Annotated in this window: 14 protein-coding genes; 3 read left to right on the top strand and 11 right to left on the bottom strand. The window is 69.9% G+C overall.

What is annotated here, in order from left to right; all coding sequences use genetic code 11:
• Nucleotides 1–381: 381 nt before the first annotated feature.
• The 5 genes from ACFW2E_RS14705 to ACFW2E_RS14685 all read right to left on the bottom strand — a co-directional run bounded on the left by ACFW2E_RS14705 (nt 382) and on the right by ACFW2E_RS14685 (nt 10,751).
• Complete coding sequence (locus ACFW2E_RS14705) at nt 382–687, bottom strand: hypothetical protein (RefSeq protein WP_384466282.1); 306 nt, start codon at nt 685–687, stop codon at nt 382–384.
• A gap of 455 nt (nt 688–1,142) precedes the next feature.
• Nucleotides 1,143–1,325: a hypothetical protein gene (locus tag ACFW2E_RS14700; protein ID WP_384466280.1), complete on the bottom strand. Its 183-nt coding sequence runs from the start codon at nt 1,323–1,325 to the stop codon at nt 1,143–1,145.
• Between the two features lie 45 nt (nt 1,326–1,370).
• The gene (locus tag ACFW2E_RS14695) at nt 1,371–1,670 is read right to left on the bottom strand and encodes a helix-turn-helix domain-containing protein (protein ID WP_384466278.1); all 300 of its coding nucleotides are present in this window, start codon (nt 1,668–1,670) and stop codon (nt 1,371–1,373) included.
• Nucleotides 1,671–1,772: 102 nt separating this feature from the next.
• Nucleotides 1,773–2,402 carry a suppressor of fused domain protein gene (locus ACFW2E_RS14690; protein WP_384466275.1) on the bottom strand — a complete coding sequence of 210 codons (630 nt, stop codon included), beginning with the start codon at nt 2,400–2,402 and terminating at the stop codon, nt 1,773–1,775.
• 15 nt (nt 2,403–2,417) lie between these two features.
• The gene (locus ACFW2E_RS14685) at nt 2,418–10,751 is read right to left on the bottom strand and encodes a polymorphic toxin-type HINT domain-containing protein (protein ID WP_384466273.1); all 8,334 of its coding nucleotides are present in this window, start codon (nt 10,749–10,751) and stop codon (nt 2,418–2,420) included.
• Between the two features lie 282 nt (nt 10,752–11,033).
• On the opposite strand from ACFW2E_RS14685, the gene ACFW2E_RS14680 reads away from it, so the two are divergent.
• A complete protein-coding gene (locus ACFW2E_RS14680) occupies nt 11,034–15,443 on the top strand; it encodes a ricin-type beta-trefoil lectin domain protein (RefSeq protein ID WP_384466271.1) in 4,410 nt (1,469 codons plus the stop codon).
• A 33-nt stretch (nt 15,444–15,476) separates the two neighbouring features.
• On the opposite strand, the gene ACFW2E_RS14675 is transcribed toward ACFW2E_RS14680, so the two are convergent.
• From ACFW2E_RS14675 to ACFW2E_RS14660, 4 genes are all read right to left on the bottom strand, one after another.
• A complete protein-coding gene (locus tag ACFW2E_RS14675) occupies nt 15,477–15,962 on the bottom strand; it encodes a hypothetical protein (RefSeq protein ID WP_384466269.1) in 486 nt (161 codons plus the stop codon).
• A 13-nt stretch (nt 15,963–15,975) separates the two neighbouring features.
• Nucleotides 15,976–16,212, bottom strand: coding sequence for a hypothetical protein (locus ACFW2E_RS14670; RefSeq protein WP_384466267.1), 237 nt, complete (start codon nt 16,210–16,212; stop codon nt 15,976–15,978).
• Entirely contained in the window at nt 16,209–17,495 is a 1,287-nt protein-coding gene (locus ACFW2E_RS14665; protein WP_384466265.1) for a helix-turn-helix domain-containing protein, read from the bottom strand. Before ACFW2E_RS14665 ends, ACFW2E_RS14670 begins: the two co-directional genes overlap by 4 nt.
• Before the next feature lie 497 nt (nt 17,496–17,992).
• Nucleotides 17,993–18,697, bottom strand: coding sequence for a response regulator transcription factor (locus ACFW2E_RS14660; RefSeq protein ID WP_384466263.1), 705 nt, complete (start codon nt 18,695–18,697; stop codon nt 17,993–17,995).
• Nucleotides 18,698–18,964: 267 nt separating this feature from the next.
• Between ACFW2E_RS14660 and ACFW2E_RS14655 the strand changes: the two genes are divergently transcribed.
• Nucleotides 18,965–19,417 carry a DUF2871 domain-containing protein gene (locus ACFW2E_RS14655; RefSeq protein ID WP_384466261.1) on the top strand — a complete coding sequence of 151 codons (453 nt, stop codon included), beginning with the start codon at nt 18,965–18,967 and terminating at the stop codon, nt 19,415–19,417.
• Nucleotides 19,418–19,446: 29 nt separating this feature from the next.
• Here ACFW2E_RS14655 and ACFW2E_RS14650 read toward each other — a convergent pair whose 3' ends face one another.
• A complete protein-coding gene (locus ACFW2E_RS14650; RefSeq protein WP_384466259.1) occupies nt 19,447–20,046 on the bottom strand; it encodes a TetR/AcrR family transcriptional regulator in 600 nt (199 codons plus the stop codon).
• A 168-nt stretch (nt 20,047–20,214) separates the two neighbouring features.
• On the opposite strand from ACFW2E_RS14650, the gene ACFW2E_RS14645 reads away from it, so the two are divergent.
• Entirely contained in the window at nt 20,215–21,819 is a 1,605-nt protein-coding gene (locus ACFW2E_RS14645; protein ID WP_384466256.1) for a condensation domain-containing protein, read from the top strand.
• Between the two features lie 32 nt (nt 21,820–21,851).
• Here ACFW2E_RS14645 and ACFW2E_RS14640 read toward each other — a convergent pair whose 3' ends face one another.
• Complete coding sequence (locus ACFW2E_RS14640) at nt 21,852–22,670, bottom strand: hypothetical protein (RefSeq protein ID WP_384466254.1); 819 nt, start codon at nt 22,668–22,670, stop codon at nt 21,852–21,854.
• Nucleotides 22,671–22,855: the final 185 nt, after the last annotated feature.

The following is a 22,855-nucleotide window of genomic DNA, read 5'->3' as shown; positions in this document are numbered from 1 at the left end:
TCCCGCCCCCCCCCCCCTTTCTAACACCGCGGGGGGGGCACGGCCCCACGCCTTGGGGGGGGGGGCCGCACCGCCCGTGAGCGGGAACCGGTCGCTTCGGTCGCTTCGGTCGCTCGGGCGGGCCTTCCTCGCCGGTCAGCAGGCGTACGCCGCCGCGCGGACCGGCGCTCGTCCGTTCGCGCCGCGTTTCAGCCGTGAGTCCGAGGCGGCTCGGACCGCGCGGAGTGACCGCTCCGCCGATCCGGGGCGGTGCGATGCGGGCTCATCCGTCGAAGTCGCTGCTGCCGAAGGCCGGATGCCGGCATGAGCCCGCCTCATTCGCCGCCACCCGATCGTGCGCGAGAGACCGCGCTCGCCCTCGGACGGCAGTCTGGAAGCAGCTCACTGTCCCAGGCGCTGGGTCTTCTTCGCTTCCGCCTTCGCCTGGAGCGCGAGCGCCTTCGGAGACTGACCGTAGAACCACCACGTGTACCAGGTGGTCCCAGCAAAAAGCGCAGCGAAGCCGATCGCCCATGGCGCCATTCCAGTCGGCGAAGCGCCCCGAGCCAACCAGTACATGACAAGCCCGAAGACAATGGCGGCCCCTCTGACGGCGGACGCCAAGGTGCGCTTCAAACGGTTCGAAATGCCGCACACCGTAACAGCCGTCCACTGACGTTGCGTCAGCAGCATCGCGGCGCTCGCCATGCCGCTCCCCGCAGCGGCTGACCCTTGGGCTGCTGAACTTCATCGACGCCTGGAACGAGTACATCCGGGCGCTGCTCGTCTCGACAGCCGACCCGGACGGGACGGCCTTGCCCGTCGGCATCCAGCTCCCGCGGGACTACACCGACCCGACCCGCACGCTGCCGCGTCCATCGCTTCCACCCGAAACAAGCGGGGACTCACTCCGCAGTAGATCCTCATGGGCTTGTTTCACGTCCTTCCGTCGGGAGTGCGTGTTGCTGGTGGTCACAGCCGTGGAGGCACGCGACTCCCTAATGGAAGGGCTCTGATGGCCCATCATCGGATCAGCCGTTCGTGACCCCGGCTGCCCGCGGGTTCCTCGGTCTTTGCAAGGGGCTCGGAAGCTCCCAGTGAGCTGAGAGGTGTTCCCGCGAGGGGCTCGGACCACGAACATCATCGACTGGATCGCGTGATCACTAGAGATCTTCAATGGCTGAGCTTATGGCGGTTGGAAGTCGAGGCCGGTCTTGGCAATGAGGCAGTCGATGAGGCCGGGTCGGTACTGCATCCGTTTGAGCCGGGTCTTCACGGGAGGGGACCTGCACGCTCCAGCCGATGCGGTGCAGCAGCAGGTCCAGCCCGGCCAGGGTGTACTCCACGCCGAACCCGCGTCGCACGACCTCGGCGATCCTCGCCAGAGTCCATCACTGGTCGCTCCAGCCGGCAGCGGCCGGTCCGGCATCCAATACCGCCTCCAGCATACGTAGTTGACTCGCATCGAGCTGGCATCGGGCACCGCCCGGCCCCTTGGAGACCAGGGCCTGCCGCCCACCCGAAGCCAACGCGCGCCGCCAGCGGTTCGCCGACATCCTGGTCACCCTGAATTGCCGGGCCACCTCCCGGTCACTGGCCCCCGCCTCGATCAGATCAGCGGCCGCCAACCTGACCCGCTCACGCCGAATCCGCTCCTCAACTGTCAGCCCTCCGCCATCGGGATACCTCATCCCTACGGCATAGCACGGCCCACGACAGCCGTCACGACCCCACGTAACCCACACCCATAAAGATCTCTAGAACGGAAGAGAAGTCCGGTGGGGCCTCTGCCATCAGATAAGGGCGGGCCGAATCGGATCGGTAGGATCCCATTCAGATGCCCATGCCACTTCCGCTCCGTGCCTATGGAAGAACTTCCGCTCCGAAGGGTAGATCGGATAAGCTCCGACGATTTCTATGAGATCGTCAGCATCTCGCCCTGGCACGGCTGCCAAGTTAATCTTCGACTCCAGGTGCAGCCTAGGCTCAGGCAACCCCAAGAGAAGGCTACTCAATCCCGAACCCTCAACATACGGCTTCTCGTAGCCGATGACCATCCCGGGAACGAAGGGACACAAGCCACGCAAGGCGGCGACAGCGACAGCCGGAACCATCGCCCATTCGTGACTATCCGAGCGCATGGTGATGCATAGTTCACGCCCGAAGGCCGGCGAGTCAGCCAGCGTCGAGAGCCCATATGTAAAGCCAGTGATAAATCCCAGCTCAGGGCGGTTCGCGAACACCACCGAGAAGACCCGCCCGTCATCTGGAGCACGCGGCGTGACCTCACGAACCTGCGGAGCAGCGCCAAGCGTCATGCTCAAATGCTCTACGAAGCGAGCGAACCGCTCAGAACCACCAGACTCAGTCACCTGAGCACTACCTTTCCATGCGATGAGTGGGATGACCCAGCCCAGAATCATCCCACTCCAGCGGCATCACGGAGAATGTATCGATCCAGGCGGCGGGAAGAAGTGCCCGTCAGCCGCATCCCACCATTCCGTCAAATCGTGATCAATATACGAGTTGAATTCATCAAATCGACTCGCCGGAATCCGCCATTCAGTGAGCCCTTCCGTCAGTCCCATTGAATTCTCCAGCTTATACTCTAGACTCCCTTCTTGGTTGGGCCCCATCCCAAAGGCCTCTCTAAACCCTGGCTTCATCACGAAAACATGCATCCCAAGGTCATGTCCATCGCCCGCATAATGTGCAGCACCCTCGGGCAGATTGGACAGGTACGCAGTAGGGTGATTGCCGGAATGATTAGCTGGATTCAAGCCAATCGCCTCGCTGGCCCTGTTGCCCGTGCCCGGGGATCGATACAGGACAACGGGATCATCACCATTGCCGACTACGCAACTTGCATTCGTATTGTGGACCAAAATCGGGACGCCGCCCGCCACCACATAGTACGTGTGGAGTTGCTGGACGGTGAGGTTCCAGCGGTTGGCGGCGCCGGGGTTGGGGCCGGTGGCGACCACGTACGCGTGGTGATTGGTAGCTGTGTTGAGGGCGTCGCCGTGTTGGAGCTTGCCGGCGGGGACCCAGGTGTGGGTGGTGTCGTCCCAGAAGGGGTGGTTGGCAGTGGTGTGGAGGGTGGCGGTGCGGCCGCCCTCGGTACGGATGGTGAGGTCGAGCAGGTCGTGGTCGTGGTTGATCCACACGTGCTGGACCGTGCGGGCGCCTACGTGTTTACCCGTCTTTTGATCGGCTGCTTCAACCCTGTCGCCGGTCTTGATCTTGCCGATCGGCTTGGTCTTGCCCTTTGCCATCAGGACGGGCGTATCGGGCGAGAAGCTGCACTTCCCAGACCTTCCGGCCTTGGCGGGCGCTGTCCCCGACGAGCCGGTGTCCGGTTCGCTCGGGCGGGCTGCCGACGCGTCCGCCTCTCTGGTCGCTTGCTCGGTTCGGGCCCTTGCATTTGCCCGCTTCTGGGCGACTAGGTCCGCAGCATCGGCGGCTGCTTCGTTGAACGCCTTGGCGCCCGCGCCTGCGCTCGCTGCCGCGCTGCTGTCGGCGTCCGAGAAACTGGCGCGCCCGGCGTTGGCCTCTTCGCCCTCCGAGGCCCAGGCCCCCAGGCCCGCGCTGCCGAGCCACACGGCGACCTGACCGGTCTTGTAGGAGTCGGTGTCCTTGAAGTCGCCGTTGAAGACGTCGTTGCAATAGTCGGCAGCGCCGCTGAAGACTCCGGCGAGGTAACAGTCCGGGTTGATTCCTTCAGCAACCGTGTTGACGGCACCTTTGAAGAAGTTGCCGACCTTGTCCATGAACGAGGACGAGTGATGGGGGGCCGGTGGTGCTGAACCTGTTCCTGCCCCACCACCTGAGGTATTGGTGCCAGTGCCACTGGAGGTGTTGGTACTGCCGCCTCCGCCTCCGCCCCCGCCGCCACCGCACTTCGTCCAGCCGCCGCTGCACTGCGTGCCGTCGGGGTTCACCAGGATCGTGCCGGTCGGGTCGCTGCCCGACGCCGGGTTGTCGCCAGCGTAGGTGTAGCCGCCCATCTGGTTGGGGTCGCCGGCCTCGAAGAGGGGGTCGACGGTGAGGAAGTGGCCCAGCGTGGGGTCGTAGTTGCGGGCGCCCAGGAGGTTCAGGCCCGTCGTGGTGTCGTTCGGTTTGCCGAGGAAGCCGTGGTTCTCGTCCGGTGCCACCCAGGTGGACGGTGCGGTGCCCCTCGGGTTGCCGTACGGGTCGTAGTAGCGGCGGGTGACCGCCAGGGTGGAGGCGTCCACGGCCGTCGTCGCCGTGCCCTGCCCGTTCGCCACCTGGTAGGTGACATTGCCGGTGCTGGAGCGTGTGATCGTCGTGCCGTCCGGCCCGGTGTAGTACCGCAGGCCCGTGCACGTCTTGGCCGACACGTCCAGGGTCAACTGCTCGGCGCCGCCGAAGAGGTAGAGGATGCGGGTCTTGTCCGTGCCGCCGACCGACGCGGTCTGCTCCAGCAGGTTGCCGTCGGCGTCGTACAGGTACTTGCTGGTGTGGTCGGTGGTGCCGGACGGGGTGGAGACGGCGGAGGTGCGGCCCTCCTCGTTGTAGGTGAACGTCTGCGTCTGACCGGCGGGGAGCGCGCCGGCCTTGATCGTCGACCAGGTCTGGCCCTTGCCGCCGCAGGTGGTCAGGGTCAGCTGGGTGCCCTTGGTGGCACTGGCGCTCGGGTCGGTCAGGCACAGGGTGCTCTTGGCCGCGTTGACCAGGGTGCCGGTGGCCGTCAGGCGCCACTTCTGGGTGGCGTCGGTGGAGCAGGCGTCGGCGACGACACCCGTGCCGGCGGCGGTGGCGTTGCCCGCGGTGTCCAGGCAGAAGCCACCCGCCTTGACCGTGCCGTCCGTGCTGATCGCCCACTTCTGGGCGGTCGAGGACGAACTGCAGGCACTGACCTCGACCTTCGCGCCGGAGCCGGTCTCCTCCACACACAGCTTGCCGCCGCCGGTGAGGGTGAAGGCGGTGCTGAGCGGTCCGGTCGTCTTCGTCGCACGGCTGATCGTGTTGCCGGCGTTCTTGCCGCCCGCGTCCGTGTACGACGGGGTCTGGGTGGCCGATCCGGTGCCGGGGTTGCTGGTAGTGGTGGCGCCCGCCTGGTTCGGGTGGGTGGCGGCGGTCGTGCCGTCCGTGCCGGGGTAGGCCGTGGCCTGGGTGGTGTCGGCAAGCGCGTTGCCGCTGGTGTCGTGGTCGACCATGCCGGTGCGGTCACCGAGCAGGTCGTAGGTGTACGTCTGCCAGTACGGCGCCGGGCCGCCGACCGTCTTCGTCTTCACCGGCGCGGTGCTGGTCTGCACCGAGGCCGTCGTGCAGCCGCCGACCGCGCCCACGGGGGCGCTGCCGGAGTCGGTGATCCCGGCGGTGTCCGTCCAGGCGGCGGTCAGCCGCTGGAAGGAGTCGTAGGTGAAGCACTGGGTGTCGTGCGTGGTGTTGTTCTGCAGGTCGTCGGTGGCGGTCCGTTCGCCCGCCTGGTTGTAGCGGTAGTTGACGACGTCCAGCGCCGTGGCCGAGGTCTGCACCATGCTGCTGGTCTGTGTGGTGCGGCCGGTGGTGGCGTCGTACTGGGCGAAGGTCGCCAGTTCCTTGCCGACCGGGCCGTAGTTGGCCCGCAGCACCCGGCCGAAGGGGTCGTGGACCGTGCCGTCGAGGTAGGAAGGGGTGTCGGAGACGCTGATGTCGCCGCCGAAGCCGTCCAGGACGCCCTGCAGGGTGTAGCCGTATCCGACGCGCTCCGCGGGCAGCCCGCCGTCGGCCTTGTAGTCGGTGGTCGACAGCAGGCCCGTGTTCGGGGTGTAGGAGGAGGCCAGGGCGTAGGTGACCGTGCCGGTGTCCTTGCCCGCCGTGCCCGGGAAGCCGTCCGCGGAGGGGATCGTGAGAGTCGCGCCCAGCGGCTGGTAGGCGGTGTTGTAGGTGGTGACGGCCTCCGTGTACGCCTTGCCGCTCGCCCCGCCCACATAGCGGGTCGAGGAGGTGGGATAGCCCTTGGCGAGGGTGTCGTAGAGACGGGAGGTCAGCTGCTTGGCCGGGTCGGGCGTCGCCGACCAGGGTCCGGTGTACTCCGCGGTGGCCCGGTTGTCCCAGTCGTATGCGTACGACAGGACCTGTCCGCGCGGGTCGGTGGTCTGCAGCAGGTTGCCCGTGACGTCGTACTTGTCGAAGGTCGTCGTGCCGGCGTCGGGGTCGGTCTGGGACGTCTTCTCGCCGAGCAGGTCGTACTTGTAGGACCAGCTGTTGCCGGCGCTGTCGCGGATCGAGTCCACCTGTCCGGCGGGGGTGTACGTGTAGCGGGTGGTGGCGTCGGCGGCCGGCACCGCACCTGCCGTGCCCTGCTTCCACGGCGTCGAGCTGCCGTCACCGCCGACCACGGCGACAGTGGAATCCGCCCGGACCTGGAAGGTGGCGCCCGTGGCACCGGTCAGGCCGGTGCTCCACTTGGACGTGCCGGAGGCGGTGTAGACGGCCAGGTTGCCGTCCGTGCCGAACTGGGCATAGGCGCCCGGGTTCCCGTTCGTGCCGCTGGACCAGATCGTCTTGCCCGTGTTCAGCGCGCTCAGCACGAGGTTGCCGTCGGCCTGCATGGTCAGGCGGACGCTGCTGGAGGTCAGCGAGGTGCCGGACGGGATGACGCTGCCACCCTTGAGGGTCACCGTGGCGTCGGTGTTCTTCACCACGGACTTCACGGTCTGGCCGAGTGCGTTGGTGAATGTCGCGGTCGGGGAGCCACCGGCCGGCGGGAGTGTGTCGGTCTCGTCGGCGCCCGGATACGACGTGCCGGTGCTCCACTGCTTGACAGCCTGGTGCCACAGGGTGCTGGCGGTCGCGCGGCCCTGGCCGTCGTACGTGGTGGTGGTCTCGGCCGGGATCTCGTTCTCGTTGGCCGCGTAGAGGGTGGTGGAGGGGGCGTGGTCCGGCTCCGAGTACGGCGCGTACGAGGCCGATGCCCAGCCGTGGGAGTCGTAGAAGGTGTCGGAGATGATCCGGCCGGAGTCCGAGTCGCCGTCGGCGGTCGTCTGGGTCTGCCGGGGCTGGAGCATGCCGTCGTAGATGCTGACCGACGTCGAGTAGGTGCCGTCCTCGCGCAGGGTGCGTGTGGTGACCGAGGTCGGGTCGCCGGGCTGGGTGATGGTGCCGCCGGGGGCGGGCACCGCTCCGGGGTTGATCGAGTACGCGAACTTCATGTCCGCGCCCTGCGTGGCCTTGTCGCGTCCGGGCAGCCAGACGGCGGTACGGCGGCCGAGTGCGTCGTAGGTGATGTCGGTGACGCGGTTGTTGGCGTCGACGTTCTCGGTGGTGAGGCCGCGCAGCGGATCGAGGGTGGAGGTGACCTTCCACTGCTTCTGGTTGGTGGAGGCGATGCCGGTCGGGTTGGTGTTCCCGCCGGAACTCGACCACTTGGGCGTGTAGTCGGTGTGTGTGCCCTTGCCGGTGGCGTCCAGGGTGTCGGTGGCACGGCCGGCCCCGTCGTAGGCGATTCCGCTGGTGGTGCGCCAGTTCTCGGTGCCGTCGCTGCCGTAGCCGGTGGCGATCTGGGTGCCGGTGACATGCGGGTGCGTGACGGTGCCGTAGCCGCCGAGGTCGCTGACCGAGCCGTCGCCGTCGTAGTAGATCTTCTTGTCGGAGAGCAGTGTGTCGGTGCCGGGCTTGGTGCCGCACGGCCCGGAGACCGTGGTGACGCGGTCCGGGTAGGACAGCAGCATGCCGTTGCCCGCCGAGGAGGACGGAGAGGCGTAGTCGGCTGTCGTGCACTTCTCCTGCGCGGCCACGGAGGTGTCTCCGTGCGCGTCGACCGACTGGACGCGGCCCTGGTCGTCGTAGGCCGTGTCGGTGCGGGTGTGCCGCCAGGTGCCGTCGGCGAGCAGGGCGTAGCCGTGGCTCTGGCTGGACTGGATCCGGCGTGCGGTGAGGTCGGGCAGGGTGGAGGTGGCCGGCTTGCTGTCGCCGGGGTTGTCCTCCTGTGTCCAGCCGGTCCACGGGGTCCGGTCGGCGTGGGCTGTGGTGGTGAAGGTGAACGGGCCGCTGACGGTGGACGCGTTCACCGTGCCGCCGGAAGCGCTATAGGTGTCCGACTGCAGGGCGGTGCCCGCGAGTTGGTCGGCGTCGGTGACGGTCGTGACGGTCTTGCCGCCGACGGTGGCGTCCAGGCTGACCGAGCGGCGCGTGCCGTCGGCCTTGTAGTCGCCGTCCATGCCCTGCAGATAGGTGGTGGTGAGTTGGGTGACCGGCTCGGGTGCCTTGCCGGTGCGGACGGTGACGGTGCGGAAGCCGCGGAACTGGTCCCAGGTGCGGTACTGGTCGTCGGTGAAGTCGGAGTCGTCGCGGTGCCAAGCGGGTCCCGAGTAGGAGTACGTGGAGACCTGGGCCTCGGAACCGGCCGGGATCTTGGACGAATCAGGGTTGTACTGGGCGGCGATCGTCAGGTCGGCGACGGTGACGCTGTGCACGGTGGTCTTGTTGAACCAGTCGGCGATCGGCTTGGAGTCGCCGGGCACCGTCCAGTACACGGGGTAGCAGGAGTCGGTGTTGGAGTCGGCCTTCTTGATGTCGAGCTTCTTGTCCGCGCACGGGTTCTGGTTGTACTCGACGGTGATCGACTCGCCGGTCTCCGTCTGGACGCTGGAGATGCGGGGCCGGTAGAGCGGCGGGGCGGACGGGGAGTCGTCGTCGACCCGGTTGTCGATCTCGGTGCCGGTGAAGGAGACCTGGTTCAGCGTGATGTCGCTGTTGCCGTTGCTGTAGGTGTCCTTGCCGGTGTGCTTGATGGACTGGAGCCACATCACGGCCTGGAGCGAACCGGCGTCCTTGGGGTCGACGGTGGTGCCGGTGACGGGGTCGACGGCGCCGCCCGCGTCGGAGTACACCTGGCCCAGGTCGTAGCTGTCGACCGGGATCAGCTTGTCGGTCGAACCGTCCTTGACGTGGACCTTGGTGGTGATGCTGTCCAGCCGGGTGGTCGTCCAGAACGTCGGTGACGAGACGATGCAGACGTCCGTCGGCACCTTGGTGGCGTCGTCGGGCAGCTTCGTCTTGTCGGTCGAGTCGCAGTGCAGGTCCCACGGCACGTCCGGCCAGTGCGGGGCCGTGTTGTCGTCGAGGTTGCCGGCCGAGCAGTCGGTGAAGGACGACGTGGTCCGGCAGCGCTGCTCGGAGGTGAACACCACCTGGGCCGCCGGGGTGCGGTCGGCCTGCTCGTCATCCAGGGTGTAGCCGTACGAGATCGAGGTGAGCGTGCCGCCCCGGGTGTACGAGGTGAGGGTGCCGGTGTCGTCGGTGTCGCTGGTCGCCGCGGCCTGGCCGCCGCCGAGGTCGTAGTAGCCGGTTTCGGTGGAGTAGTCGTAGCGCTGGACGAAGCCGGCGGGCGAGACGACGAAGTCGAGGTTCCAGCGCCAGCCCTCGGGCTTGTCACAGCGCGACTTCTTGCCGTCGCTGTCACTGTGGCACGGGTCGGAGGAGCGCGGGTGCAGAACCGGGACGCCCCAGGCGGCGTGGGTGGTGTCGTCGCCGGAGGTGGAGGAGGCGGTGCCCGAGGTGCCGGGTCCGGTCGGGGCGTGGTCGGCGCCGAAGTAGGCGGCGGTGCCGTCGGTGGTGAGAACCCGGAAGTAGACGCCGTCGTGCAGGCCGTTGGCGGCGCCGGACAGCTCCTGCACCACCGTGCCGTCGTCGCCTTCGAGCCTGAACTCCTTTATCTCACCGGGGGCCCCGGAGGAGGAGGTGGGCACCAGACGCCCGGAGTGGGATCCGAAGGAGACCGTGGCGTTGTCTCCGCCCCAGCACTCGTCGCCCGAGCCCTTGAGGATCTTCTTGCCGTCCGAGTCGAGGAGCGAGCCGCAGGGGCGGTACGTCCGCTCCACAAACCCGGGCTGGTAGCCCCAGCCGTCACCGATCCACGACGCCTGGGAGTTACGGGCGGAGGTCTCGCCGTCCACGGACTGCGAGTCGTACGACAGCGCGACCGACGGTCCGGTGTCACCGACTCCGGCGGGCACGTCGATCGGGTACGAGTACGTGTAGGCGCCGGTGCCGCTGGTCTGCCACGTACCCGAGGGGCTCAGCGAGGTGGCGGAGTAGTCGCCCTGGGAACCGCGGCTGCCCGAGGTCACACCGATCGCCGAGTCGGCGGTGGTCGTGGCGGTCAGTTGGTCGGCGGTGGCCCGGTTGACGGACTTCAAGGGGGTCCGCGTCCGACAGGCGGGCCGCTGAGGGGTGGTCAGGGCGCAGGCCGGGAGGCGTGTGAGGGTGAGGCGAGAGCCGTATCCGCCGCCGTAGGCCTTCGCGACCGACGAGTAGTCGACGACGACGCGGACCTTGGTCGTGGGGGACTTCGTGCTCCCCAGGCCGAACAGCAGGCCGGCATCGGCGCCCGCACGCAACGCCGTGCTTCGGGAGGCGAGTCGGACACGTACCTTGTCGCTGCCCGCTGGAGTCGCCTCGGCCGTCCTGGCAGGCTTGGCGGGCTTGGTCGCCTTGTCGGCGGGGACCACCCACAGGGGCAGCGATCCCGCCTTGACCGGCTTGGCGTCCAGCGCGACGGTACGGGAACCGGGCTTCGGCCAGGCCTGCTCGGACCCGGACCGGTAGCGCGTGAGCGCGCGGTAGCCGTGCGGGTGGACGGTCCGTGGGCGGTGCAGCGCGTGGTGGCCCACGCCCGGGGTGACGGGCAGGGGCTTCGGGTTCCAGATCTTGCCGTGGAAGACGTACGGCCCGATGCCGTCCTGGGCGGCCGCCGCGGTCACGAGCAACGCCATGGTGGCGACAAGTGCCGAGACGAACGTCAGCGTTCTTCGCACACCCACGTGAGAAGTCCCCCCGTATGAAACGGACTTGATGGTCCGCTGATTGCAAGGTCACGTGGTCGGCGTGATCCAGGACGGGAGGTTAGGAAGCGGTTTGACCGATCATCAAGACTTTTTGCCAATAGCATGACAAGTATGTGATCGCGTTTGGCTTTTCCTGTGTACGTTCTGTGCCGGGGGGAGCGACCGTCACCGTCGCACGCCGTCGCGGGTGTCCTGACCAACGCCCAGCGAGCCGCTTCCTGAAGTGTCTGTCGTGCCGTCGTGTGAAGGAGCTCTGTCGTGCTGCCGTCGTCCGTCCGCAGACTCACGCTGTTGCCCGCAGTGGCCACGCTGCTGCTCACCGGACTGGTGGTCCCCGCCGCCGGGTTCACTGCCGACGATCCCGTCGACACCTCGGACCCGATGCTCGCCGCCCAGGCACGGGCTGTTGCGGGCGGCACTTCCGTTCCGGTGGACGCCCTGACCAGCGAGACCGACACCGTGACCGCCGAGCCGGACGGTTCCTTCACCCGCACCTCGTCCGTGCTGCCGGTACGGGTCCGTCAGGACGGCAACTGGGTGCCGGTGGACGCCACACTCGCCGCCAACGCCGACGGGAGCTACTCCCCCAAGGCCACGCTCAGCGGAGTACGCCTGTCCGGCGGAGGCAACGGACCGCTGGCAACGCTCACCGATCCTGCGGGCCACCGCATCAGCCTGACCATGCCGTTCGACCTGCCGGTACCTCGGGTCAGCGGCAGCACGGCACTGTATGCCTCCGTGCTGCCCGGCGTGGACCTGTCGGTGTCCGTGACGGACCAGGGCGGCTTCAGCGACGTACTGGTGGTCCACGACGCGAAGGCCGCCGCCGATCCTCGCGTCCGTAGACTCGCCGTGGCGACGGACACCGACGGGCTGGACCTCTCGCCCACCGCTGCCGGTGGGATGACGGCGAGCGCACCGGACGGATCGGTGTCCTACACGAGTCCTCCGCCGCTGATGTGGGATTCCAGCGGCAGTTCGTCGGCCGGCTCCCAGGCACATCTCAGGAACACGTCCCTCGCACGTGCCGCCGATGCCCCGAGTCCTTCGGACACGTCCTCCGTGGCGGGTCCCGGCCCCGGTGCGCAGGTCGGCCAAGTGCCCATGAGCACCACCTCCAGCACCATCACTCTCGCTCCGGACACGTCATGGCTCGACGGCTCCGACACGCACTACCCCGTCTACATCGATCCGTTCGAAGACCCCGTCACCAGCAAGTCCGGCGCCTTCGACGAGGTGTACTCCAGTTCCGCATGCTCCGACGCCCCGCAGTACAACAAGCCGCAGACCAACGGCGAGGGCGTCGGCTACCAGCAGTGGGGCGGCGCCTGCGGAATCGGTCTGGAACGCTCCTACTACGCCGTCAACACCAGCGGCCTGGATTCGTCCATGACGGTGATCAAGGCCGAGGTCGAGGTCAAGACCACCTACGCGGCCAGCCTCGACTGCTCCCACGACCAGCCGATCACCCTGCACACCACCGACCCCATCAACTCCGACACGGACTGGAACCACCAGCCCGACACCCTTGAGGACAAGGGCTACAGCGCCGTGAAGACGACCGTCCCCAGCGGCGCGAACAGCAACTGCGGCAACAGCACCGCGAGCTTCCGCGTGGACGACCAGATCCAGAAGATCGCCGACGGCAACAAGAGCACCTGGACGATCGGTCTGTTCGGCAACGAGTCCAAGGCCAGCTCCAACGACGACTACCTGCGGATGTCACAGACCCTCAGCGTCGTCACCAGCTTCGACATCCCGCCGGACACACCCACCAAGCTGCGCACCACGCCCAAGCCGCTCGGCGCGGACGGCGACTGTGTCACGGGCAGCGACGCCATCGGGTGGATCGGCGCCACCACGTACGACGACGCGGGCAGCAACATCCAGTTGCACTCCACCGTCACCACCCACATCTCCGGCGAGCACGCGCAGGCGCACTACCATCTCTGGGACCGCACCGACCTCGACTCCCACGGCGACCCCGTGGACAAGGGCGAGCGGGTCAGCGACTCGACGTCCTCCGGCGGCGACGCCGACGCATCCATCGGCTTCACCCTCAAGGACGGCCACGAATACGGCTGGGACGTCTACGCCCAGGACAACTCCTCCATCCACCTGAAGTCCCCGGTCAGCGACCACTGCTGGTTCGACACCGACTTCACCCCACCACAGACCCCGGCCATCGCCGACAACCCGCACTTCCCGCCCGTCGGCAGCGGAGCCGGTGACACCTACGCGGGCACCGGCGTGACCACCGACTTCTCCGTGACCGCCGCCGACAACACCCCGGCCGACACCTGCGACCCGTCCGGCTGCAAGGCCAGCGGCATCGGCCACTTCCTCTGGCAACTGGACAGTCAGCCGACCGCCACCACCGGTCACACGGCCAAGGTGACCTCGACCACCGGCACCACCGCCTCCGGCACCCTCACCGTTCCGGTGACGGACTGGGGCGTGCACACCCTGTACGTCGCCGCCGTGGACCGGGCAGGCAACATCTCCCAGAGCCCCGCGGGTTACACCTTCACCGCACCCTGGAACCCCAAGACCAAGATCGCCCCAGGCGACATCACCGGCGACGGCAGCCCCGACCTGCTCGCCACCACGAGCACCGGGGACCTCGAACTGATCCCCGGCAACAGCGACCCCGCCCAGGCCCCCGCGCCGGCCCAGGACGGCCCCGTCACCGGCACCCCACCAGCGATCACCGGCCCGGTGATCGTGTCCACCGCCGCCGGCGCCCCCACCGGAACCTGGAACGACTACCTGATCGCCCACCGCGGCAACCTGCACGGCGACGCCCACGACGACCTGCTGGCGTACAACCGCAAGACCAACCAGCTGTACGTGGTGAAGAACGACCTCGACCCCAAGGACGACGGGGCCTTCCCCCACGAGTCCTTCTCCACGTTCCCCGGTTTCCTCGGCCGCCGGTACGACGTCGTGACCAAGGATCCCTGCGAGTCCACGGACACCGTCCCCGCCAGTCGCTGCGCGGACGCGGGCTACGACCCCGACAGGCCCTGGGACATCTCACAGCTGGTCGCCGCCGGAGACGTGTACGGCAACAGCGACCACCCCGCCGTCATCACCGTCGAGCACGGCAAGCTGTGGATCTACCAGACCTATGGAACGGGCCACATGGGACACCCCCGGCTGCTCGGCGACGGCGACTGGTCGGGCCTGACCCTGATCGCACCGGGCCGGGTCGGCGGCAAGCTCACCGTGGACGCCGACGGAAACGGCAAGGTAACCGGCGGAACCCCCGCCCTCTGGGCCCGCGACGACGTCTCCGGCACCGTCTACACCTTCCCTCTCGACAGCGACGGCAACGGTCAGCTGCCCAAGCTGCTGCACGCCCCCGTACGCACCGCCCTCACCTCCGCCGTGCGGCCCGCCGCGGGGGGCGCCATCTGCCTGGACGACGCCGGCGCCCACACCGCCGACCACACCAAGATCCAGGTCTACGCGTGCAACGGCTCCGCCGCCCAGAAATGGGTCCTGCACGACGACGGCTCCCTCCGCGTCCTCGGCAAGTGTCTCGACGTCACCGGGGGCGCGACGGACAACGGCACCCTCATCCAGCTGTACACCTGCAACGGCGGCGCGGCCCAGAAGTGGACCATTGGAGCGTCCGGCAGCCTGGTGAACCCGCAGTCCGGCAAGTGCCTGGACGATCCGGGCGCCAGCACGACGAACGGCACCCAGGTACGCCTCTACACCTGCAACAACAGCGCGGCCCAGAACTGGACGAGCGGCGCCGCCACCGGCTGGGACGCCCACCCCGCCACGGCCCTGTCCATGGTGCTGCGAGCCCATGACCACCCAACGGTGGCCTCCCCCGGTGACATCAACAGCGCCGCGGGCGGCCCCGACAGCAACCCGGACCTCTACGCCACCGACACCGCGGGACAGCTCACCGAATACCCCGGCAGCACCCCGACCGGCACCACCGCGACCTTCACCGACCCCGTGGGGCTGGGGAGCGTCACCGACACCGCCACCCACCGCTGGAAACTCGACGACGGCAGCGGCCACACCGCCGCCGACGCCACCGGCGACCTGCCCGCCACCCTGGCCGGCGGAGCATCGTGGACCACGGACACCGACCGCGGAACGGCGCTGAACCTCAACGGCAGTAGTGGTTACGCCGCCGCAGCGGGACCGGGCGTCGACACCAGCGGCAGCTTCACGGTCTCGGCCTGGGTCAGGCTCAACTCCCTCTCCGGCGCCAACTCCACGTTCGTCTCCCAGTCCGACGCCCCGTCCGTCGGCGTCGCCAACGGGTTCCAGCTCTACTACTCCTCCGGAGCCCAGGTCTGGGCCTTCGGCCGCCACGACGACGACGCCACCGGCACCGGCTTCACCGCCGCCTACGGTGCCAAGGCCGTGGCCGGCAAGTGGACCCACCTCGTCGGCGTCTACGACGAGGGGTCCGGCCGGCTGCTGCTGTACGTCAACGGCCGCCTGTCGGGCACCAAGGCCTACGCCGGCACCGCGTGGAACGCGGCAGGACCCGTCCAGTTCGGCCGCCGCCTCTACCAGGGGGCCTACGGGGAATACGCGAACGGACGCCTCGGCGACGTCCGCCTGTACGCCACGGCACTGCCACCGGCCGACGCGGCAGCACCGGGCGACGGCGCGGCCCTGACGCAGCTCGGCTGAGCGTCGGTCGAACCGCCGTCGCGCCACTGGGAGTTACTCGCCGCGCGCGAACTCCGCGTCGATCCGGGCCAGGGTGGTGGCCGGGTCGGCGACCAGCGTGGCCAGGTCCTCGTCGGTGTGGTGGCGGGTGGCGATGGCGGGGCAGCGCCGGCAGGCCGCGACGCCCGCCTGGGCCCACCACTTGCAGTCGGCGCGCAGATGGCACTGGGGAACCGGGCCGGAGGGCGCGGCCGGGTAGGCGGCGACGACGCGCTCGATCAAGGTGCAGTCGGTGCCGCGCCGGTTGACGCACTCGGCGACGCAGTGCGAGGCGAACCGCAGGACGCGCCGCGGTTCGATGTCCGGCGGCACCAGGGGGAGGACCTCGGTGGCCGGGACCGGTTCGGCCAAGTAGCTCACCCGGCCGTCGGTGCCGGCGCGTACGCCCAGGACCACCGACTCGGGGGCGTGCGCGGCGCCGCTCGGGCACCACGTGGTTCGTGCCTCGCCCGAGGACGCCGGGACGGCGTCGCCGGTCACCTGCGTCGCTCCCTCAGCACGCGGGTTCGTTGGGGTTGATCCCCACTCCCCTGCCCCGGGGGAACAGCGGCGCGTCGGTGCCCGCCCGTTCCAGGGCGACCGCCCGGCGCAGGCTGTGCGCCAGCTGCTGCCGGGTCGTGATGCGCTGGGCCGCGGTCTGGTCGGCGGCCGCGGTCTCGGCGCCGCCCGCGACGACACCGGTGGCCAGTGCGGCCACCGCGAGGCCCGCTGCCGTACGGGAGTGCCTCATGCGCGTCCCTCCGTCTGCGTGGGTACCGGGGCCCCGAGCGTGGCCCCCGACGCTGCAGACGGAGTCGAGCCCCGCTGGACCTGGGACTGGGCCAGGGCCTCGGCGAGGATGCGCCAGATCTCGGCGGCCAGGTCGATGTTGGCGTCGGCCTGGGCCTGTTCGGCCAGTGCCCGCAGCCCCTGGACGCCGCTGTCGTCGCCGGACAGGATGCGCAGCTGGTGCCGCAGGATGTCGAGCCGGACCCGGTCCCGGTAGGTCATCCGCGGCTCCTCCAGGGCGAGTTCGCCGAGCAGGACGCGGGCGTCGTCGTAGCGCGCGGTCAGGAACGCGAGGTCGGCCTTGAGCGCGGTCAGCTCCTGGCGCAGGCCGGGGGTGCCGACGAAGGCGAGCGCCTGCTCGGCCGCCGTCACGCAGCGCTGGGCGGCCTCGGGGTCGGCGGGGACCTTCTGCAGGTGCAGCCGGCCCGCGGCGAGCCTGAGCCGCAGCCACAGCACCAGGTCGTCGGTGCTGCTGAACCGCTCCAGGGCCTGTTCGAGGTGGGCCTGCGCGGCCGGGTAGTCGCCCTGCCGGACGCGGACGGCGGCCGCGGTCCACATCGCTTCCGCCCACAGCGTGTCCGAGCGGCCCTCGACCAGCGCGACCAGTTCGTCGGCGTGCGCACGTGCGTCCGGCATACGGCCGGCCTCGGCCTCCACGGACACCAGGGCGAGCAGCACGGCGGAGCGGTCCTCCACGCCCAGTTCGGCGTCCCGGGCGAGGTGGTGGGCGGTGACGCAGGCGTCGAGCGCGGCGGGGATCTCACCCAGGGAGCGCAGACAGCGGGCGAGCCGGGTCAGTCCGCGCACCCGCAGCTCGGCGAGACCGACCTCGTCGCCGAGCCGGACCAGGTCCTCCAGGTACTCCCGCTCGCCCTCGTGGTCGCCCTGCACCCTTCGCTGCTGGGCCAGTTGCCACAGCGCCTGCCAGCGCAGCACGGGCGTCTCGTGGCCCTCGGCGGCAAGGGCCTCGCGCAGGGTTTCCAGGGCGTCGCCGGCTCCGGTGGAGGCGGCGAGGGTGAGCGCGTGGGCCAGGGAGCCGCCCGCGGGCTCCTCGAAGTCGGCCGGTTCCAGGCCGAGTCGTTCGGCGAGGTAGGCGACGGCGCGCTCGGTGGGCTGGCGCGCGCCCGACTCCAGCCGGGAGAGGTAGCCCGTGGACATTCCGTCGCCGGCGAGCGCGGTCTGGGAGAGTCCCTGGGCCATGCGCAGCTTCCTCAGACGGCGGCCGAACGCGGGCTGTCGGAGCATGTGACCATTCCCTCGGTTGGACACGCGGACGGCGGTGGCCGCGGACGGATGGGGCAAGGGGGACGGGGTCAACGGTAGGGGGCTGGCAACGGGCTGGGCAAACCCTTGCCATGGCCCGTGCCCTGGGTCTCTTGTGGTTCTCGCGTCCGTCTCGCGCGGCTCTCTTGCGGCCTTCGTACGGTCTTCTTGCGAGCCTCTTCCAATGCTCCGGCGGTTCTCGAACCGGTCCGGGCAGGATGTCGAGCAGCATGGCCGTGGCCTGCCCTTCCTGTCCCGGCCTGCCCCGCCGTCCCTGTGGTCCCCACAGTCCCGGTCACGTCCGTACGTGTTGTGTGTCGTCGGCCAGGGGCGGGTCCCGACGTGCTTGCCCGCCCGAGGGCGGGGATTTCCTCGGAGGTTCCCGATGAAGCCTGCGATTGAGCGTGACGGCGGCATCGGATGGCCCACGCTGGACGAGGGGAACCCGTCCGGGCGCGGCAGGGGGTGGAGCCGTACGGTCAGACCGGCCGCCGTACGCCGGTCTCGAAGGCGTAGATGGCCGCGTGCACCCGGTTGGGCAGCCGCAGCTTGTGCAGCATGTTCTGCACGTGCGTCTTGACCGTGTGCTCGGAGAGGGTGAGCGAGCGGGCTATCTCGCCGTTGGACTGGCCGCGGGCGAGCAGTTCGAGCACCTCGCACTCGCGCTGGGTCAGCTCGTCGGGGCTGATGCTGGAGACCCGGGCCCGCGGGTGCGAGCGGCCCTCGGCGGGTACCAGGGTGTAGCCGGCGGCGGCCAGTACGACCGCGGCGGCGAGCTGGCCGGCCGTCGTCGTACCGGGCAGATGGCCGTGCGCCGGGCCGCGGTCCTCGTCCTCGCCGCCCACGACGAGCACGGGCAGTCCGTCCGGCGCCTCCTGTGCCAGCCGGGCACGCTGTTCGGCGGTCAGCGGGCCGTGCACGACGAGGACCTGCGGGCACAATGAGCGCAGGATGAGGCCGAGTTGGGGTCCGGGCGCGCTCTCACCGGTGACGGTGATGCCGGGGTGTCCCTCCAGCAGCGTCCGGATGCCGACGCGGGCGAGCGGGTCGGCGCCCACGATGTGGACCCGTACGGGGCGTGCCGCCTCCACGGCGGGGGCCGGGGCCGGCTCCGGGTGCTCCGGAAGCGGGGCCGGGTCGTCGAGCGGGGGCAGGACGTGCAAAGCGGCGTGCCGCTCGTCCATGGCTGCCTCCTCCCCCTGGGCAAGCGTCACGCTAGACGCGTCACCGGTGTACGTCCCGTTCGCTCAAGCGGGTTCCGACCCGGCTCCGATCCCGTCTCGCGGTCGGCCCGTCGAACAGGTGGCCGGGTCCGCGCTCCCGCTACAGGACCGCTCGAGAACTGGCAGACGGACGCTGGAAACGGTTCGCGGGGCCGGGTGATGGGCAGTCACCGGATGCTTGAATGAGGCCAGTCGGCACGCCTTACGACCCAAGGAGCGAGCGCCGCGATGCGGAAGTCGTACTACGCAGCACACGTCTACATGATCGTGGGAGTGGTTTCCGGTCTGTTCTACCGGGAATTCACGAAGGCCAACGACTTCACCGGGGACACCCAGCTGGCCGTCGTGCACACCCACCTGCTGGCTCTGGGCATGCTGGGCTTCCTGATCATCCTGGCCCTGGACAAGCAGTTCCAGCTGTCCGGAACACGGATGTTCAACGCGTTCTTCTGGTTCTACAACGTCGGCATCGCCATCACGACGATCATGATGACCGTCCACGGATGCCTGACCGTACTCGGTGACCACGTACCGGAGGCCGTGCCGCTGATCGCGGGGCTGGGTCACATCCTGCTGACCGTCGGCCTCATCCTGCTGTTCGTGCTGCTCGGCAAGCGGGTGAACGAGGCGGTGGCGAAGCCGCCGTCCGAGGAGTCCGAGCCCGCCAAGACCCCGGTCTGAGCCGAACGGCCGCGGCCGCGCGAACAAGCTCAGGCGAGCTGCGCGGCCGGGTCGGTCAGCGCCTCGGCGAGGACGGCGAGCCGCTCCGGCGTGGCCTCCCGGCCGTGGCGGCCGCCGCCGGTGAGAGTGGCCAGGCCGTGCCAGGCGCTCCACACCACCTCGGCCAGCACGCGCGGATCGCGGTTCCCGGCCACGGGCCGGACCACCTCCTCGATCTCGGCCAGGACGTCGAGGAACGGCTGCGAGCCCTGTCCGGTGCCGTCCTCCGGCCCGGCGGCGCCCGCGTCGAGCACCAGCATGGCCTGGTAGAGGGCCGGTCCGCGGGCGGCGGAGTCCGCGTAGGCGCGAGCGACCGCGCCCAGCGTCTCCTGGGGGCCCGCGGCAGCCAGGCGGGCGGCGCGCAGCGCGGCGGCGAGTTCGGCGAGCCCTTCCTGCGCCACCGCGTGGATGATGGCGTCCTTGTTCTTGAAGTGCTGGTAGAGCACGGGCTGGCTGTACTCGATACGGTCCGCGAGGCGCCGTGTCGTGACGTTGTCCCAGCCCTCCGCCTCGGCCATCTCGCGTGCCGTGGCGAGGATGAGCCGGTGGCGTTGGGCCTGCTCGCGAAGGCGGCGCTCTCGGGGGGTCATGACCCCACGTTAGCATTTCGGCGAAACTCTAGCTAGCGATGATAGGGTCCCTGCTTTTGGCAAGTTCCGTGCTGTCGGCGGGCTTTCTGCACGGATGCTCGAGCGGTCTTCGAGGTGTGATCGGCACGATCGGGGCAAGACCGCCACAGAGAGGGCCATCCGATGCCGATGCGGACTCCCCTGGAGGCACTGCTCGACCTGGCCGCCGACGTGATGGGTCACGACCCGGGCGCCCTGCCGGCCGAAGCCGCCGGCTCCCCCTTCATCACTTTGGGCGGCAGTCTCGAGCAGGCGATGCGCCTGCAGGCGCGCGCCGACGAACAGCTGCGGCTCTCCCTGGACCTGGCGCTCCTGCTGGGGCCCGCCCCGCTCGCCGAGGTGCTGGCCCTGGCGGTGCCGGTACCGGCCGTACCGACCGAGCAGCGGATGGGGCCCTGGCGTCGTCCGGCGCTGCCGGAACAGCGCACCGCCCTCGCGCCCGGCCGGCCGGCGCGCGCGGCCTACCGCGTCCTCAGTGCGGAGGTCTTCGGCCCGCTCGACCCGGCGGCGCTGCGTACGGCGCTGGACGCGCTCGGGGCCAGGCACGAGGGGCTGCGGACCGTGTTCACGCCGTCCGCCACGGGGCCGGTGCGCCGGGTGCTCGCCGACTGCCCGGTACCGCTCGTCACGCTGGAGCGCGTGGTGCCCGGCCCGGGGCAGGACGCGGTCGCCGCCGTTCACGCGCGCCTCGCCGCCGACGTGGAGGAACTGGCCGGCCGGCCCGGCCGGCCCCCGCTGGCGTTCGTCCTGACCCCGCTCGGGCCGGGCCGCCGGCTGCTGTCCTTCCTGCACCACGAGGCCGTGGCCGACGCCTGGTCCGCGGCGCTCGTCTGGCAGGAACTGCTCGCCGACTACGGCCGTACGCCCGCCCGTGCACCTGCCCGGACGGCCGCGCCGGGCCCGGACACGGTGGCCCGGCGCGCGGAGACGCTGCGCCGCTCGGGCGCGCTGCGCGCCCTGACCGCCGAGCGCGCCGGGCAGCTGCGGGACGTGCCCGCACAGGTGACGCCGGTGGGTCCCGGGCGGCACGAGGTCTTCGACTTCCGTGGTGAGCGGCTGCCGTTCGGGATCGACGAGGAACTGCGCGACGCGGTGGAAGCGACCGCCCGGCGGGCCGGTGTGCCGCACAGCACCGTCGTACTGGCCGCCTGGGCGCTCGTCCTGGGCCGGCGGGCCGGAGTCGACCGGCTGCTGGTCGGCACGGAGATGCCGCTGCGGCCCACCGCCGCGCTGCTGCGCACCGTGGCGCCGTGCACGGCGACGCTGCCGCTGTGCTGCGAGGTGGAGCCCACGACCGACTACTTCCTGCGCGGCCTGGCCTGCGCGTTCAGCGAGGCGCTCGCGTACGCCGAGGTCGACGCCGGCTGGCTGACACGCGAGCTGGGGCTGCCCGAGGACCCGTCCCGGCCGGCTCCGGCCCGGGTCACGTTCGCGGCCCACGACGAGCTGCTGCCCACGAGTGTGCGGGCCGGCGGCCTCACCGTCCGCTTCCACCACGGCCATCTGGGCGGTGCCACCGCCGACGCGGCCCTGACGGTGCTGCGCTGGCGCGAACGCCCGCTGCTGGCCCTGGACTTCGCCACCTCGGTGCTGCACCGCTCCGAGGCCGTCCGTCTCGCGGCCGAACTGCGCACCACCCTTCGCGCCCTGGCCCACTCCCACCCCTGGACGCTGGTCGACGACCTCCTGCCGCCGCTGGCGGCGGGCGGGGCGCGGGCGACGGCGCTCCGCTAGCCGCCATTGCCGAGCCGGTGTTGCCCGGGCGTTCAGTGAACCTGAGCGGCGTCCAAGGGCACGAACCGGTGCTCCGGGTGTGCCGGGTCGGGGCAGGGCTCGCCCTCGGGAAGCACGGGGGCCAGGGCCCTGAACACCCGCTCCATCGCCTCGTCCGTGTAACCGGCCGGCGTCTCCGTGGCCTGCAGCAGCACCCCGCCGGCCCGGAGCGGGACGACTCGGTGGAACGCACCGCAATCGGACAGTGCCGCGGGACCACCCAGTCGCTCCGCCAGCTCTTCGGGACACACCGTCACCCACGCGTAGCCACGCAGGAACTCCCGTGCTTCCGGGAGAGATTCGTCGAGGTCACGGTTCAGGACAGCCTCGATGTTGGACCAGTCCGAGAAGATGTCGCGTTCGATCCGGGCAAAGGCCGGGTCGAGATCGTCGAGGGCCTGCGCGAGGAAGTCCACGAGGCTTGTGCAGTACACGGGGTCACCGAGCCGTGAAGCGCCTGCTGCCAGGGCTACGACAAACTGGGACCACTCTCCCTCCACCGGAAAGCAGGAACACTGCACCCTGCCCAGGACGTCTTCACCGGAGAACTCCGTGACGGCCCACTCCGGACTCTTCGCAAGTTCCGCGTCCAGTCGATCGCGGTTCCTTCCCAGGTGAGGCAGGTGAATACGTTTCCGGCCGTCGGCCGGCCACACAGAGGTCCTGGTGTACACGCCTGATTCGGCGCGCTCCTCCTGCCACACGAGATCGGCGAGCGGCCCGGAGAGCGTCGCCTCGAACCAGGCGACCACCGCCTTTCCCCGCTCGACGGGATCCAGCGGGGCGATGGTCGCCTCCAGGTACACGTCCATGTGCATTCACCCATGGTGCCGTCACCACGGACACCTGGTGACAGCACACGCGTCGTACCGACGGCCGGACCGCCGTGTCGTCGGAACACATTCGACGCCGGTGCCGGGGGCGGGGGAGGAGGCGCGGGCCCCCGGGGTCGGGGGGGTGGTTCATTTTGTTTATACGGGTACCCAGATGCACCCGG

The organism is Streptomyces sp. NPDC058964 (assembly GCF_042741275.1).
Lineage (GTDB): Bacteria > Actinomycetota > Actinomycetes > Streptomycetales > Streptomycetaceae > Streptomyces.
Note: the sequence above shows the minus strand (reverse complement) of the source record. Positions and strands in the feature narration are given on the sequence as shown.